A 16276-nucleotide genomic window follows, 5' to 3' on the forward strand; every position below is an offset into this window, starting at 1 on the left:
AGCTGGGAACCAGTAATCGATTTGGGGGTAATAGATCCACCTCAACAACATGTATAAATTGCCAAGGGGTTACTAATTTATTTTTAACAAGCAGTACTTAAAACCTAAGTTTAAAAAAGATAATTCAGACCCGCTGCTTTACCTCCAAACTCATCCATTGCATCCAACAGACAAGCCCAAAGGTATTCAGCCGCTGCGCTATCACACAAAATGACAAAGTGAGTACCTTCTTTATCCGGTAGATGACTGATAATCGCATTAATTCTTGCGACAGAGGTTTGCGCTATAGAGCCTTTAGGAAACGCCGATTCAGACAGGTCGACACCACAAAGCTTGGCCATAATATCAGGCAGATGCTCACCACTCAGTAGTAAGCATGCATGACTATCTTGGCAATAAACCGGATAACAATCGGCAAATGCACTAGAATCCGCCGAGCAGGTACCGCTCTCCATCGCCCCTAATACCCAAAACTCAGTTTTGCCAAGACGCAATACAGTCTCACCATTAGCTGAATTCAAACATTGGTTTGGCTTTTCCGGAACCGATAAACCCGCCGCACTCAACGCGGCGATAGCATTGGCGCCTCGTATTCCAAACCTATGCTGTACGGACAGGTCAATTAAGGCTGTAAGTGGTTCAAGCTGATCACCATAAGAGACAACTTGAGCTGCAGAAGCGCACGCTTCAAAGTGTGCACCCGCTGTTTCATGCACCCTATACAATGGGCTACGGGCAAGATAAGTCTCTGGCGTAATAATGTTCTTCGTTATCTCTTCCATCACTACATCTCCTGTCTTGCATTGTTTGGATCATAAAACGGCAGACTAACCACCTCTGCTTCGACAATCTGACCATCAACGCGGATACTAATTTTGTCGCCAGGTTCGCTTGAATTAATACCAGCAAAAGCCAAACCCACTATTTTCTTCATCGCTGGAGAGTATTCACATGAAGTGACATTACCGGTAATCCCATCACCTTCTAATACAAGATGTCCCTCCTCAGGTTTTTTACTCTCTGCCGGTAAAGCAAAACCGACCAACTTACGTGTTTGAGGCTGCGCCATAACAATATCCACTGAGCGACAACCAACAAAGAAAGGTTTCTTCCTATTAACCGCCCAATTCATTGATAGCTCTCCTGGATGACTCATTCCATCCGTATCTTGGCTAACAATAACGTGGCCTTTTTCAAGACGTAATAAACGTTGGGTTTCAACACCAAAAGGTTTGATATCAAACGCTTCGCCCGCCTCCATCAGCAGATCCCATAAAGCTTCGCCATAGCGGGATGGCACATGAATCTCATACCCCAATTCACCCACAAAGCCCACACGGAGCAAGCGTGCAGGAATACCTGCCACATCAGCTTCACCGTATGCCAAAAATGGAAAACCTTCCGGCGAAAGGTCGGTATCTGTGACTAACTTTTCTAGCACTTTACGAGCGTCAGGTCCCGCTAAGTTCACAGCACAATAAGCTGAAGTCACATTCAGAATATCTACATCTAAACGCCATTGAGCATTCCACTTGGTCATATCTCGGTACACACGATCGACTCCACTGGTCGTCGCGGTCACATAAAAGTGATCCTCAGCTATTCGACAGGCAACACCATCATCAATAACGACACCATGCTCATTGGTATAAACGGCGTAACGTGTTTTACCGACTGGCTGCTTTAAAAAAGCAAAGGTATAGATACGATTCATAAACTCTGCCGCATCAGGGCCTTTTAACTCAATACCCCCTAATGTACTAACATCGATCAAACCTACTTTATTCCGCACATGTACCGATTCCGCATGGATACACGCATCTCGCTTATTGGGATCACCATAAAAGGCCGGACGCCTCCAGTTACCTGCAGGGATCATTTTGGCCCCTAATTCAAGGTGTCGATGATGCATAGGTGTACGACGGTAAGGATCAAATATACGACCGGCAATATGTGCAAGCTTCTCCGGCGCAAACGGAGGTCTGGCCGTTGTCACACCGGTTTCAGTTACCGTTCTATCCGTTGAGTTTGCAACTAAACGAGCCGTCGGTAGCGCAGAGTGCCGTCCTTGTGAAGGCCCCATACCCACTGTAGAGAAACGTTTAACCAGCTGTACATCGCGATAACCTAAACGCGTAGCATTGACTATATCTTTCGCCTGTAGATCTTCATCAAAATCGATAAAGTCTTTACCTTTAGGATGGCTAAAGATCGGCCAATCAAAATTAGGCTTAACACTACAGCTAACTTTGCCAGGCAGTTCATCACTAAGATTTAAGTTATTCAAAGCAAGCTGAGCAGCCCGTTGCCCATCGGCGACTACTGAATCTAACTGGTGTATACCGTTCACGGAACCGGCAATATGTAGATGCTCCGGCAGCTTTGACAAAGTAAATTCAGCCAACTCATCCGCATAACTAAGCTGTGCACCTGCTTGGCATAACAGCTGATAAGCAGGCATATAACCGGCCGACATACAGAGCAGATCACAGTCAATAATACGGCTGGCGTTACCGACCTCACCTTTAGCGGTGATTTTACGAACATCTACCCCTTTAATGCGTTTATTGCCCTTTTCCGCAAGCGCTTCGTACACAGTATAACCTTGATGTAAGCTAATACCCCGTTCAGATAAAGCATCGATTAACTGAGGCGTTGCGACACCTTCACGCATATCAACGACCGCTTTAACATTCACCCCTTGATCGCTAAGCTCTAAGGCCGTCAAATAGCCATCATCATTACCGGTTAATACAACAGAGCTCTCACCCGGTTTAATGGCATAAAGCTTCATCATTCGCGTAGCTGCACTACACATAACAACACCCGGAAGGTCATTATTGCGGAATACAACGTGCTGTTCGTAAGCACCCGAGGCGATAATGCACTCTTTGGCCCTCACCTTGAATAGGCGCTTACCTTGAATCAAAGGTAAATAGTTATCGGTAAACCATGCATTACACACGGTATCGACCATAACGGTGATATTGTCATGCTCTTCTACTTTTGCGATCAGTTCTGCACGTAAGCGATCAGCCGTGATGCCCTCTATATCAAAACGGTTATAGGCTAAAGCACCACCCATTAACGGCATCTCTTCAACCAATAAAACCTTAGCACCACCGTCCGCTGCCTTAAGCGCAGCACTTAAACCCGCAGGGCCTGAGCCAACCACCATAACATCGGTGAAGAGATATTTTTTATCATAATATTCTGGGGTAAAGTTCAGATCTAACTTACCTAAACCCGCTTTTTCGCGAATATAACCTTCCCATTTATCCCAAACACCCATAGGTTTAAAAAATGAGCGATAGTAGAAACCTACAGGCATAAAACGGCCAAAATTACCCAGAATAGCATCACGGTCTTTATCTAGAGTACCGTTGTAATTCTGCCCTTCGATCTGCATATTCGGTGCAATGGCCGTTCTATCTGCCAACGCATTTGGATCACCACCGAGCTGCACTAAGGTATTGGCATCTTGCCCCGCCATAGTTAAAGGCCCACGAGGACGATGGTATTTGAAAGAACGAGACATCAACCAACGATCATTAGCTAATAATGCACTGGCAATACAATCACCTGCATAACCTTGATAACGCTGCCCTTCAAAAAGAAACTCAACCTGCTCATCACGATTAAGCAACAACCCCATTGGGGCATTTAAGCGCATATTGGTATCACTCATGCCTTAACCTCCGTCGCAGGTGCACTAAACTCAACACGTTCACTAAAAAGTACTGAAGGGTCATAGGTTTTTATAATTTCATCGCTTCCGGTATGCCGCTCAGCGATAAACCAATAACCAGAAGGTGCATGCAACCACCACTCGGTTACTACAGAGATGGCATTGTCAGAGAAGAAAACGTAATCAGCCCACTCTTTATCACTGCAACTATTGGGATCAGGCATCTCTTTCACCTCGCCCCCATGCACAAACTCACTTATATTTCGTAGCCCGTTTAATGGGCAATTCATCATTTTCATAATTCTTACCTCATCCAATCAGTGGCTAGCCGCAGTCGCGCCCATTTCGTTAACTTGGCGGAACGCGTTAAAACGATCCATAGAAAAAGGCTTAATAAGCTCAGGCACCTTGCCGCCACTCGCCACCAGCTCAGCCATTGATTTGCCGCAAATAGGGGTCGATTTAAATCCCCACGTTCCCCAACCCGCATCTAGGTAGTAGTTGTCCACTGGACTCAATCCCATAATCGGGCTGTAATCAGATGTCATATCCGTTAAACCCGCCCATTGGCGCATTAACCGCATATTGGCCATAAAGGGAAAGAGTTCGACTGCGTTAGCTAACAAACTCTCTTTTAAATCCATGGTTGAACGGGTGCTATATAAAGGATATGGATCAGAACCGCCGCCAAAAACTAATTCGCCACGCCCTGTTTGCTGAACATAACAGTGCAATGAAGGCGAGCTGACGAGTGGGTCCAAAAACGGTTTAACCGGCTGAGTTACCATCGCCTGTAATGGGAAAGTTGTGATCGGCATTTTAAAGCCTGCTTTTGCAGCTAAAAGCGAACTATGACCCGCCACCGCTTGCACTACACAGCCACAGCTCACATTGCCGCGGTTCGTTTTAACGCCCGTAACTTTGCCCTGTTGGACAATAACATCAGTTACCTCTGTCAACTGATGTAACTCAACGCCTCGTTGTGTAGCGCCTTTGGCATAACCCCAAGCAACCGCATCATGACGAGCTGTTGCACCATCCATATGCCACAAACCTGCTAGTACCGGCATATCGGCAGGATTCATATTTAAGGTCGGTACAAGCTCTCTTATCTGTTGAGGGTCAATCAGCTCAGTCTTGCCACCAAAATGTTTATTAACTTCTGCTCGTTGACGAAAGCCGCGCACCGCCGCATCAGTGTGTGCAAGTGTCAGCTGTCCGCGTTGTGAATACATAATATTGAAATCAAACTCATTAGATAACTCCTTAAAGAGTTTGACCGATTCGCTGTAAAACTTAACCCCTTCTGAGGTGAGATAGTTTGAACGAATAACCGCTGTATTACGGGCGGTATTACCCCCACCTAAGTAACTCTTTTCCAAGATCGCAACATTAGTGATACCGTGATACTTAGCTAGGTAATAAGCGGTGGCAACACCATGCCCCCCACCGCCGATAATGACGACATCATAATGAGACTTCAGCTCGGTCGGCTTAGGTAAGTCCGCATGCTGCTCAAACGGATAATCTTTATTTAGACCATATTTTAATAGTGAGAAAGGCATTCCTCTCCCTCCTTAAATGTCATATCGCTCAGTGAGAAAATCGAATCAATAGGTTATCTATTAGCTCGATATATGCTTTTACTTGGGTACCCGCTGCTTAAAAAAAGCCTGCTCGAAGAGAATAATTCCAGAGCAGATTAACGTTTCAACTCTTGATTTAGCGCGGCTTGTACTGTGTTTTTCATTAAGCAGGCAATCGTCATAGGGCCAACACCACCAGGAACAGGGGTTATAGCACTGGCAACAGGCTCAACATCTGCAAAATCCACATCACCCACAAGCTTACGTTTACCGTCCCGCTCTATGGCATTAATACCTACATCAATCACGGTAGCCCCTGGTTTAATCCAGCTAGCTTTAACCATTTCTGGACGACCTATAGCTGCCACAACAATATCTGCTTGTGAACAGATAGATTCGATATCTTTAGTCCGTGAATGAACAATAGTTACCGTGCAGTTAGCTTGTAACAACAGAGCAGCCATAGGCTTTCCAACAATATTGGATCGACCAATCACTACGGCCTGTTTGCCACTAAGGTCCGGATGTACATGTTCCAACATAATCATGCAGCCCATAGGCGTACAGGGAACAAGCGATGCCTCCCCGCAGGCTAATGCGCCAACATTTAGAGGGTGGAAGCCATCAACATCCTTAGCAGGATCTATAGCTAATAGAACTTCCTCTTCATTCAGATGCTTAGGCAGCGGCAGCTGTACCAAAATGCCATGCACACTAGGATCAGCATTAAGTGTTTGGATAAGATCGTTTAAGGTTTCCTGTGAACTATCAGCTGGTAACTTGTACTCCAGCGATCTAATTCCAACCTCTTCAGCACGCTTCACTTTATTCCGCACGTAGACCTGACTCGCAGGATCTTCACCCACAAGCACAACAGCAAGCCCCGGCGCTATGCCGAAACGCTCGACAAAAGTAACCACTTCCTCTGCTGTTTTATCGACCACTTGCTGAGAAATCAGCTTGCCATTAATTAACACGGTCATGCTTACCTCTCCTACTTAAAGACAACTGTTTTGTTGCCATCAAGGAAAACTCGGTGATCAACATGCAGCTTAACAGCGCGCGCCAGTGCGACAGTTTCAGTATCACGACCTACAGCAACCAACGCTTCTGGGCTATAGGTGTGATCAACCGGCTGAACCGACTGCTCAATGATAGGCCCTTCATCAAGGTCCGACGTGACATAGTGGGCGGTAGCACCGATTAATTTAACGCCGCGGGTATGGGCTTGATGATAAGGTTTAGCCCCTTTAAAACCGGGTAGGAATGAGTGGTGAATATTAATTGCACGGCCACTCAACTCTTTACATAAATTATCGGAAAGGATCTGCATATAGCGTGCTAAAACAACCAACTCAGTGCCGGTTTCTTCAACAACGTCTAACAATGCCTGCTCCTGTTCGGGTTTATTATCTTTAGTCACTGGTAAGTGAATGAAGCGGATACCCTCTCGCTCGGCCATTGGACGTAAATCTTTGTGATTGGAAACAATGGCGGTGATCTCCATATTGATCTCACCTTTGTGTAAGCGGTACATCAAATCATCCAAACAGTGATCAAACTTACTCACCATGATCAATGTCTTGGTAGGTGCATTCGCGGCCACCATCCGCCAATCCATCTTGAACTTTTCAGAGATAGCTACAAACTCTGCTGAAAGCTGATCTAATTCATACTCTCCCGATTCCACATGGAATCTCATACGCATAAAAAACTGACCGCTTTCAGGATCATCAAACTGGTTCATTTCGCTGATATAACAACCTCTTTCAGATAGAAAAGAGGATACGGCAGCGACTATTCCACTACCTGCGACACAATTGGTTTTAAGAATAAATTCTTTAGTATCTGTACTTTTCATTTTCAAAGTGGCCCTGAGCGGACCCTCCCTAAAGTCTGTTAAATGCTGTTTTGAGATGTCGCAGCCCTCGCGAGGTGGGTTTTCACCTCGCGGTAGCTTTATTTGAAACTCGATTTATTTAGTATTTCTGGCCAGGAATCCAGCTTGTACCCGCGAGTGGAACTCGGGCCATAGCAGCTGACTCAACCGTTAGTGCCACTAAATCTTCAGGCTCTAAATTACGTAAGTCATTTTTACCGCAGGCACGGGCTAAAGTTTGCGCTTCCAGGGTCAATACATTGAGGTAGTTAGCGAGTTTACGACCTGCTTCAACAGGGTCTAAACGCTTCATTAGCTCTGGATCTTGAGTCGAGATACCTGCAGGGTCTTTACCTTCATGGTAATCATCATAGAAACCAGCAGCTGAACCAATTTTCTTAAATTCATCGTCATATTTAGGATGGTTACAACCTAAGGCAACTAAGGCTGCCGTACCAATTGCGACCGCATCAGCACCTAATGCCATACATTTAGCAACATCGGCACCGTTGCGAATACCACCGGAGACGATCAACTGAACTTTACGGTGCATGCCCATCTCTTGCAGTGCTTGAACCGCCTGAGGAATCGCTGCCAATGTAGGAATACCGACATGCTCAATAAAGACATCCTGAGTCGCGGCAGTACCACCTTGCATACCATCCACAACAATGACATCAGCGCCCGCTTTAACCGCTAATTTCACATCATAGTAAGTACGAGTAGCACCCACTTTGATATAAATTGGCACTTGCCAATCAGTGATTTCACGCAGTTCTTGGATCTTAATGGCTAAGTCATCAGGGCCTGTCCAATCTGGATGGCGGCAGGCAGAACGCTGGTCTACACCCATAGGTAAGGTACGCATTTTAGCTACACGGTCAGTGATTTTCTGACCAAGCAGCATACCGCCACCGCCGGGTTTTGCACCTTGTCCTAATACAACCTCAATCGCATCCGCTTTGCGAAGATCATCAGGGTTCATGCCGTAACGGGATGGAAGGTACTGATAAACCAATTTACTAGACTGGCCACGCTCTTCCGGTGTCATACCACCATCGCCAGTTGTAGTCGATGTACCCATAATTGAGGCACCACGGCCTAGCGCTTCTTTTGCATTAGCGGATAACGCACCAAAACTCATACCGGCAATCGTTACGGGAATATCGATCACAATCGGCTTTTTAGCAAAACGAGAGCCTAAGGTAACCGAGGTATTACATTTTTCACGGTACCCTTCCAGCGGGTAACGGGACATACTTGCGCCTAGAAACAACAGATCATCAAAATGGGGGAGCTTTCGCTTAGCACCAAAACCACGAATATCGTAAATGCCGGTTTCAGCCGCACGGCGAATCTCTGTCATCGTTGTACGATCAAAGGTCGCTGACTCGCGTAGGCCATCTTTTACATTAATATCTTCACTCATAATTCTGTCCTCGATGATTCAGCTGTTAGTACGCAGACGCGTTGTCGACTTTAAAGTTATAGAGTTGGCGAGCTGAGCCATAGCGTTTAAATGATTTTGGATCTTCTTCTACACCCGCACGATTAAGTAGCTCTGTTAACTCTTCAATATGCTCTTCACGCATCTCTTTCTCGATGCAGTCCGCGCCTAAAGATTTAACGCTACCTTTGACATAGATATGTGTCTCATACAGTGAATCACCTAAGGCATCACCTGCATCGCCACACACAACAAGGGAACCCGCTTGTCCCATAAAACAGCTCATATGGCCCACATTGCCTTTAACAACAATATCCACGCCTTTCATCGAGATTCCACAACGGGCTCCCGCATTACCTTCAATCACTAGCAACCCACCGTGAGCGGTAGCACCTGCAGCTTGTGAGGCATCACCTTTAACACGAACTGTTCCTGACATCATATTTTCAGCAACACCTTGGCCAGCATTACCAAAAATAGTGACATGAGCTTTTTTGTTCATACCGGCACAGAAATACCCAGCATGACCTTTAATATCGACCGCTAAATTTTGATCGAGTCCACAGGCAATATTGTGTTGGCCTTTAGGTTCTAGAACTTCCCACTCACGAATCGTGCATTCCACCGCCTGATCATGTAAGGCTTGGTTAAGGTCTCGAACTGTGTGTTTTTGCAAATCAATTGTTTTCATCGTCTTATTCCTTAATTCCACACTTACTGATCACGTTCCCAAACATAAATTGTTTCAGGCTCTGGCTCCCACACCTTGGCATTCTCTATGCCCGGCAATGTTGTTAACGCCTGATACTCTGAAGCCATGGCAACATAATCATCAGTTTCAGCCATCACTGCAGGCTTACATGCAATAGGGTCACGTACTACAGCGAAGCCATCTCGTGTACCGATTGTAAATGTGAAGAAACCATCCAGATCTTTAAGTGCGCCTTGCAGTGCTTCATTCAGCGTATCGCCTTTACGTAAGCGATTAGTCAGGTAACCCGCTGCTACTTCTGAATCATTTTCCGTTTGGAATGTCACACCTTCCCGCTTTAACTCTTCACGCAAACGGTTATGGTTAGATAGGGAGCCGTTATGAACCAAGCAAAGATCTTGGCCTGTAGAAAAAGGATGGCTACCTTCCATTGTTACCGCAGATTCAGTCGCCATACGTGTATGACCGATAATGTGGCTACCTTTCATACTCGCTAAGTTAAATGTCTCAGCGATATTTTCAGGTAAACCGACCTCTTTAAGAATCTCTATAGACTGACCTGCACTTAAAATAAGAATGTCAGCCTCTTTTTCAGCAAGGTAATTCTGAATAACCTCCGCTTCGCATCCCACTTTAAACACAGCAACTTTGCTGTTTTTAAACCAATCTACGGTGACGTCTAGATCATCCTTAATACTGCCCGCCAAACTGCCCCAGTCATAATTCTCATCAATATGTCTTAGGGTCAGTTTAGTTGAGCCATCCGGCACCTCATCACCATAAATTGCAAAGCCAGCGCTATCAGGGCCACGATCTGTCATCGCAATAAGCATTGGTGTAAAAAGCGCACCCAGCTGGCTTTCTAATGCCTTGTTTTTCAAATAAAGGCCGACAATTCCACACATATATAAACCCTCGTAATCTTGTCCAATCACATAAAATTTTTAGAAGAATTCTGCGTAACGTTTGGTTTCCCAATCGGATACATGGCGGCTATAGTCGATCCACTCAGCACGCTTAATTTTCAGGAACTCACCCACAACTTCTTTACCTAAACGCTCAGTCAAAACAGTGTCAGCTTCCAATGCATCTAAAGCTTCATTTAAGTTCTGTGGAAGAATTTCAATACCCTCAGCTTCACGCTCTTCAGGAGTCAGGGCGTAAAGGTTAATGTTTTTCGGCTCACCAGGGTCAAGCTCGCGCTCGATACCATCAAGTCCCGCAGCGATCAAAGCAGCGTGCACTAGGTAAGGGTTACAACCGGAATCAGGAAGACGGAATTCAAGACGGCCATAAGGAATACGCACCATTGCAGATCGGTTATTATCACCGTATGCAATATAAGCGGGCGCCCATGTAGATCCTGAAGCGGATCCTCCAACAACAAGGCGCTTATAAGAGTTAACGGTCGGTGCCGCGATTGCACATAGCGCTTTGGCATGATGAAGAAGACCGGCGGTAAAGTGATAAGCCATTTTCGACAAGCCCATACCATTTACATCGCTATCATCGTTGAAAAGGTTTTTACCCTCATCATCGGTAATAGAAAGGTGGAAATGCATACCGTTACCTGTACGATCAGACGCAGGCTTAGGCATAAATGAGCAGATCATTCCAAGGTCGTTTGCAATCTCGCCTGCTGCCATACGCACAAATGTGAAGCGGTCAGCGGATTCAAGTGCATCGCCATAGGTATAGTTAATTTCAAACTGGCCATTCGCATCTTCGTGATCGATTTGATAAACATCAAAATCAACCTTTTGTAAGGATTCCACTAAGGTTTCAAGAAACTCACGGGAACGAGACAAGCCTTTATAGTCATAACAAGGCTTAGCAAGTACATCGGAATCATCTACCGTTTGAAGATCTCCATTCTCATCGCGCTTAAACAGAGAAAATTCAGGCTCAAGCCCTGTATTCAGGGTCCAACCTTGATCAGACAATAGCGCCAACTGTCTTTTGAGTACTACACGACTGTCATAGATATAAGGCTCTTCATTAACGTATCCATCACAAACGATACGTGCATAACCAGGCTGCCAAGGAACAATAGAAAGCGTATCGAGATCACCGCGCGCCATAAAGTCAGGCCCATGCGGTTCCATACCTAAACCCCACACAGCGAAGCCAGCAAAACCTGCCCCTTTGTTAACAACGTCCATCAGACAATGCGCAGGCACCGACTTAGTCTTGGCTACACCATGGATATCGACGAACTGGGCAAGGATATATTTAATCTCGTTGTCACTAATAAACTTCTCAACATCTATAGACATTCTTAGTACTCCGCTTAATCTCCAACATTATATACGTCATCTACTAATAAAATATTCTTTTTAGTAAATTTACTTGCCTAACAGGAAAGCATAATACGTGCCAACGATTTTCTCTTTAGGAATATTTATTTCCCTTTAAGATAAGTCGTTGAATTATAAGGATCTAGTAAAAAATATTTACTTATGGGAATATAAAGTGCCTGAAATTAAAAAAACCAACTCTAATAAAAACGCCCACTTATGCAGCACAAGGCACTAGAATGGAGCAATATTAATGACAGATTCTAAGGGCAACCAATTCGATCTGGACCAATACATAGGCATGAAAGTAAAGAAGGCTCGCCTAGATGAGGGCCTGAAATTAGTCGATGTCGCCAGGATTTCTGGTATTAGCCAAGGAATGGTCAGTAAAATTGAGAATGCACAGGTATCAACCAGCTTAGAAACCCTTAATAAACTATGTTCCGCTATCGGACTTTCTATATCCAAACTATTTAATGATTTTGATAGGCCCGATGGTGGTGCACAATTTACTAAAGCAGGATCCGGCTTAGAGGTCGTCAGACGGGGAACAGAAAAGGGCCATACATATCAACTCTTAACTTATAAAAGGGGCGGAAAAACCGCATTTGAACCTTTTATGATAACCATGGATGACCTTTCAGAGGTGTTCCCAACATTCTCCCATCCTGGTGAAGAGTTTATCTATCTAGTGAGCGGAAAATTAGTCTACCGTCATGGTAATCATCTATATGAGATGGAAGCTGGAGATAGCTTAACCTTTGACGCAGAGATACCACACGGGCCAGAGAAACTCGTAGAGGTCCCAATTCAACTGCTTTCAATTATCAACTATGCAGATGAATAAACAGCCTTAAATTCCGTTATAAGCATAGGTTAAACATCGATATTTATCGGTGTTTAACCACTTTTTTCCCTTTAAGAAAAGCTTGACTGACTCTTACCTCCTCATAAGTAAGTAATAAATAACCGCTCAGGCTTTTATATTCTATACTGATGCTTATAAGCCTTATAAATTCAACTGGCTTAGTTTTTGCTTTATAAATTCACTAACGATATAACATTTAGACATAGTCGTTTTTTGACTAGTAATAAAGACTCTCATTGAGAAAAAGCCCCTGTTATAAAAAGGCTTCATTAATAAAACCCATAAAGTCAGATGATATGGCAACGTTACTTTCATATCTGCCTGCTAATCTAATGACTTAGTAATGTACGTTCAGTTTAGGAGCATTAAGGAATGGCAATTCGGGTAGCTTTAAATCATAAAACCAAATATAAATTTGATCGTAGAGTAAACCTATTTCCCCATGTTCTACGTCTGCGGCCAGCCCCGCATTCCCGTACCCATATTCATGGTTATTCACTTAAGGTTGAACCTGAAGGTCACTTTCTAAACTGGCAACAAGACCCTTTTGGGAACTACCAAGCACGTTTAGTCTTCCCAGAAAAAGCCGATGAATTTAGCATTGAAGTTGAAGTCATTGCCGACATGACAGTGATCAACCCATTTGATTTCTTTGTAGAAGAATATGCAGAAAAATTCCCTTTTAAGTATGACAAACAACTTAAAAAAGAGCTGAAGCCTTACCGAGAATGTACAGAAGAAAGTCCACTATTGGATGAATGGGTCACTAAAATAAGCTTAGAACCCACACCGATTAATGACTTCCTTGTTGCACTCAATCAAAGTTTAGAGAAAGAGATTGATTACGGTATCCGCATGGAGCCCGGTGTTCAAACCTGCGAAGAAACCTTAACGAAAAAGAAAGGTTCTTGCCGTGATACCGCATGGCTGATGGTACAGGTTCTACGCAAAATAGGATTAGCTGCACGATTTACATCGGGTTATCTTGTCCAACTTAAACCTGATGTTAAACCCCTTGATGGCCCTGCCGGAGCTGAAGAAGATTTCACTGATCTACATGCCTGGTGTGAAGTTTATATTCCCGGCGCGGGTTGGATAGGCTTAGATCCAACTTCTGGCTTATTCGCAGGCGAAGGACATATTCCTCTAGCTTGTACACCTGACCCTATTTCAGCCGCACCTGTTACCGGAGCCACTAGTAAATGTGAGGTAGAGTTTGAATTTGAAAACTCTGTCACCCGCATTGTTGAAGACCCTCGCGTAACTAAGCCATACAGCGATGAACAGTGGCAAGATATTATGCAGCTTGGTCATGCTGTAGACGAACAGCTAAATGAACAAGATGTTCGCTTAACGATGGGTGGCGAACCTACCTTTGTGTCGGTTGATGATATGGAATCGCCACAGTGGAATACCGAAGCACTAGGCGATGACAAACTCAGCTTAGCTAAAAGCCTGCTGTTACGTCTACGTGAGGAGTACGCTCCTGGTGGACTATTACATTATGGGCAAGGTAAATGGTATCCCGGCGAAGAGATCCCTCGCTGGGCATTAGGCTGCTTCTGGCGAGAAGATGGTGAACCTTTATGGCATGACCCTTCCTTACTCGCACGTGTAGATAAAGATTATGGGCATGACTTAGACACAGCAGAACGCTTCTTTGAACAACTATGTAGCAATTTAAAGTTGCAAGACCAGTTCATGCAACCCGCCTATGAAGATGCAATCTACTATCTATGGAAAGAGCAAAACTTGCCCAATAATATAGATCCTGTCAAAGGAGATTTTGACGGTGATTTAGAACGCAAACGTATTGCTCAACTGATGCAACGAGGCTTAAGCAAAGCAACGGGCTTTATTTTACCGCTGGAATGGGATTACTTTAATTCAGGCTGGCGCTCTAGCCTATGGCCTATGCGCCGTGATCAAATTGTCTTAATACCCGGTGATTCACCTTTAGGGTTTAGATTACCTCTTGATTCACTGCCAGACCAAGCTGAAACTGAACAGAAAGTACAACCGGAAGCTGATCCGTTCGAATTAGTTCGTCCACTTCCTACCCGAGATGGTCAGGCGGACATCATTGAGCAAGTGGCACCTCCTCGCCCAACTCATTTGAGCAAAACATCGCAAACGGAAGTCATTAGAACCGCACTGTGTATTGAGCCTCGCAACGGCAAGCTCTATCTCTTTATGCCACCGGTTTCATATTTAGAACATTACATCCTACTCATTTCGAGTATTGAAAAAACCGCTGAAGAGTTAGGTATTCCTGTTGTTCTTGAGGGCTATGAGCCACCCAAAGATCACCGGTTGAAGAAACTACTCGTAACACCTGATCCAGGCGTAATAGAAGTCAATATTCACCCAGCCTATAGCTGGGAAGAGCTAGTCGATAATACAACACGCCTTTATCAAGCCGCCCATGAATGCCGTCTAGGAACTGAAAAGTTCATGCTTGATGGACGCCATACAGGTACAGGTGGCGGTAACCATATTACGATTGGGGGTAACACTCCAGCCGACAGTCCTCTACTTCGCAGACCAGATCTACTACGTAGTATTGTCACCTATTGGCAGCATCATCCAGGTCTATCTTATGTGTTCTCAGGTATGTTCATTGGCCCAACCAGCCAAGCACCTCGAGTCGATGAAGCACGAGATGAGATGCTTTACGAACTAGAGATCGCTTTTAATCAGATGCCTGAAGGCATTATTGATCAACCTTGGTTAGTGGATAGAATTCTGCGAAACCTACTTGTCGATATGACGGGTAACACCCATCGCGCAGAGTTCTGTATCGATAAACTTTATGCCCCGGGCACTGCTAGCGGTCGTCAAGGTATTCTTGAGTTCCGCGGTTTTGAAATGCCCCCTCATTCACGAATGGCTTTAGTTCAGGCACTCTTGATTCGAAGCCTAATTGCTCGTTTTTGGGATGAGCCTTACCACAAGCCACTCGCCCGTTGGGGTACAGGACTACATGATAAGTTCATGCTGCCACACTTTGCATGGTCTGATCTGAAAGATGTCGTTAATGATCTACAAGCCCACGGTCTACCTTTCCAACTAGATTGGTTAGCACCGTTTGAAGAGTTCCGTTATCCACATTATGGTCGTGTACAAATTGATAACGTTGCGTTGGAACTGCGTTGGGCGATCGAGCCTTGGCATGTTCTAGGTGAAGAGATCAGCAGCTTTGGTACATCTCGTTATGTAGATTCATCGGTAGAACGTCTACAAGTTAAATTAACAGGATTAGATGAAAGTCGTTACGTCTTAACCTGTAACGGCCATCGCGTGCCACTGCACAATACTGGACGCAATGGTGAATATGTCGCCGGTGTAAGATACAGAGCTTGGCAGCCACCTTCTGCATTACATCCGACGATTGGTGTTCATGCGCCCCTTACCTTTGACTTAATTGATACATGGAATGGCCACAGCATTGGCGGTTGCGTCTATCATGTAAGCCACCAAGGGGGAAGAAGCTATGATACCTACCCTGTTAACGGTCACGAAGCTGAATCTCGTCGTGTAAATCGCTACGATGAATTTGGTCACTCACCGGGCAGTATTACAGGCACAACGGGTGCCCAAGTCGTACGAGAGTTTGGTCCTGATCACTCCAAACCAAAACCTGCACCTATAGGAGATGAAAATTTCACTAAAGAATATCCATATACACTTGATTTAAGGTGTGTAGATTCAGGACGTTACTCACCAACCTAACGGCGGTAGTGAGGTTTAGCATACAGTAACCACACCTCACTTGAGGTGTGGTTAGCTGATACATCCT

General features: G+C 44.9%; 12 protein-coding genes. 2 read left to right on the forward strand and 10 right to left on the reverse strand.

Annotated elements, in window-relative coordinates:
- Positions 1-110 precede the first annotated feature (110 nt).
- The 10 genes from Q4486_RS05285 to glnT form a co-directional block, all read right to left on the reverse strand.
- On the reverse strand, positions 111-782 hold the full coding sequence (locus Q4486_RS05285; RefSeq protein WP_303518613.1) for a sarcosine oxidase subunit gamma: 672 nt from the start codon (positions 780-782) through the stop codon (positions 111-113).
- Between the two features lie 2 nt (positions 783-784).
- The gene (locus Q4486_RS05290; RefSeq protein ID WP_303518614.1) at positions 785-3688 is read right to left on the reverse strand and encodes a 2Fe-2S iron-sulfur cluster-binding protein; all 2904 of its coding nucleotides are present in this window, start codon (positions 3686-3688) and stop codon (positions 785-787) included.
- A complete protein-coding gene (locus Q4486_RS05295) occupies positions 3685-3987 on the reverse strand; it encodes a sarcosine oxidase subunit delta (protein ID WP_303518615.1) in 303 nt (100 codons plus the stop codon). Before Q4486_RS05295 ends, Q4486_RS05290 begins: the two co-directional genes overlap by 4 nt.
- Positions 3988-4005: 18 nt before the next feature.
- The gene (locus Q4486_RS05300; protein WP_303518616.1) at positions 4006-5253 is read right to left on the reverse strand and encodes an FAD-dependent oxidoreductase; all 1248 of its coding nucleotides are present in this window, start codon (positions 5251-5253) and stop codon (positions 4006-4008) included.
- A 137-nt stretch (positions 5254-5390) separates the two neighbouring features.
- Positions 5391-6257, reverse strand: a complete 867-nt coding sequence (folD, locus tag Q4486_RS05305; RefSeq protein ID WP_303416636.1) for a bifunctional methylenetetrahydrofolate dehydrogenase/methenyltetrahydrofolate cyclohydrolase FolD — start codon at positions 6255-6257, stop codon at positions 5391-5393.
- An 11-nt stretch (positions 6258-6268) separates the two neighbouring features.
- Positions 6269-7135, reverse strand: coding sequence for a formyltetrahydrofolate deformylase (gene purU / locus Q4486_RS05310; protein WP_303416637.1), 867 nt, complete (start codon positions 7133-7135; stop codon positions 6269-6271).
- Positions 7136-7253: 118 nt separating this feature from the next.
- Entirely contained in the window at positions 7254-8582 is a 1329-nt protein-coding gene (locus Q4486_RS05315; RefSeq protein WP_303416638.1) for an FMN-binding glutamate synthase family protein, read from the reverse strand.
- 25 nt (positions 8583-8607) lie between these two features.
- Entirely contained in the window at positions 8608-9291 is a 684-nt protein-coding gene (locus Q4486_RS05320; protein ID WP_303416639.1) for a protein glxC, read from the reverse strand.
- Between the two features lie 23 nt (positions 9292-9314).
- Positions 9315-10217 (reverse strand): glutamine amidotransferase family protein, encoded by a 903-nt coding sequence (locus tag Q4486_RS05325; RefSeq protein ID WP_303416640.1) that lies wholly within the window; start codon positions 10215-10217, stop codon positions 9315-9317.
- 39 nt (positions 10218-10256) lie between these two features.
- Complete coding sequence (gene glnT, locus Q4486_RS05330) at positions 10257-11588, reverse strand: type III glutamate--ammonia ligase (RefSeq protein WP_303416641.1); 1332 nt, start codon at positions 11586-11588, stop codon at positions 10257-10259.
- 274 nt (positions 11589-11862) lie between these two features.
- Between glnT and Q4486_RS05335 the strand changes: the two genes are divergently transcribed.
- A complete protein-coding gene (locus Q4486_RS05335) occupies positions 11863-12456 on the forward strand; it encodes a cupin domain-containing protein (RefSeq protein ID WP_303416642.1) in 594 nt (197 codons plus the stop codon).
- A 393-nt stretch (positions 12457-12849) separates the two neighbouring features.
- Entirely contained in the window at positions 12850-16209 is a 3360-nt protein-coding gene (locus tag Q4486_RS05340; protein ID WP_303518617.1) for a DUF2126 domain-containing protein, read from the forward strand.
- Positions 16210-16276: the final 67 nt, after the last annotated feature.

Source organism: Neptuniibacter sp. 2_MG-2023 (assembly GCF_030547495.1).
In the GTDB taxonomy this organism is placed as follows: Bacteria; Pseudomonadota; Gammaproteobacteria; order Pseudomonadales; family Balneatricaceae; genus Neptuniibacter.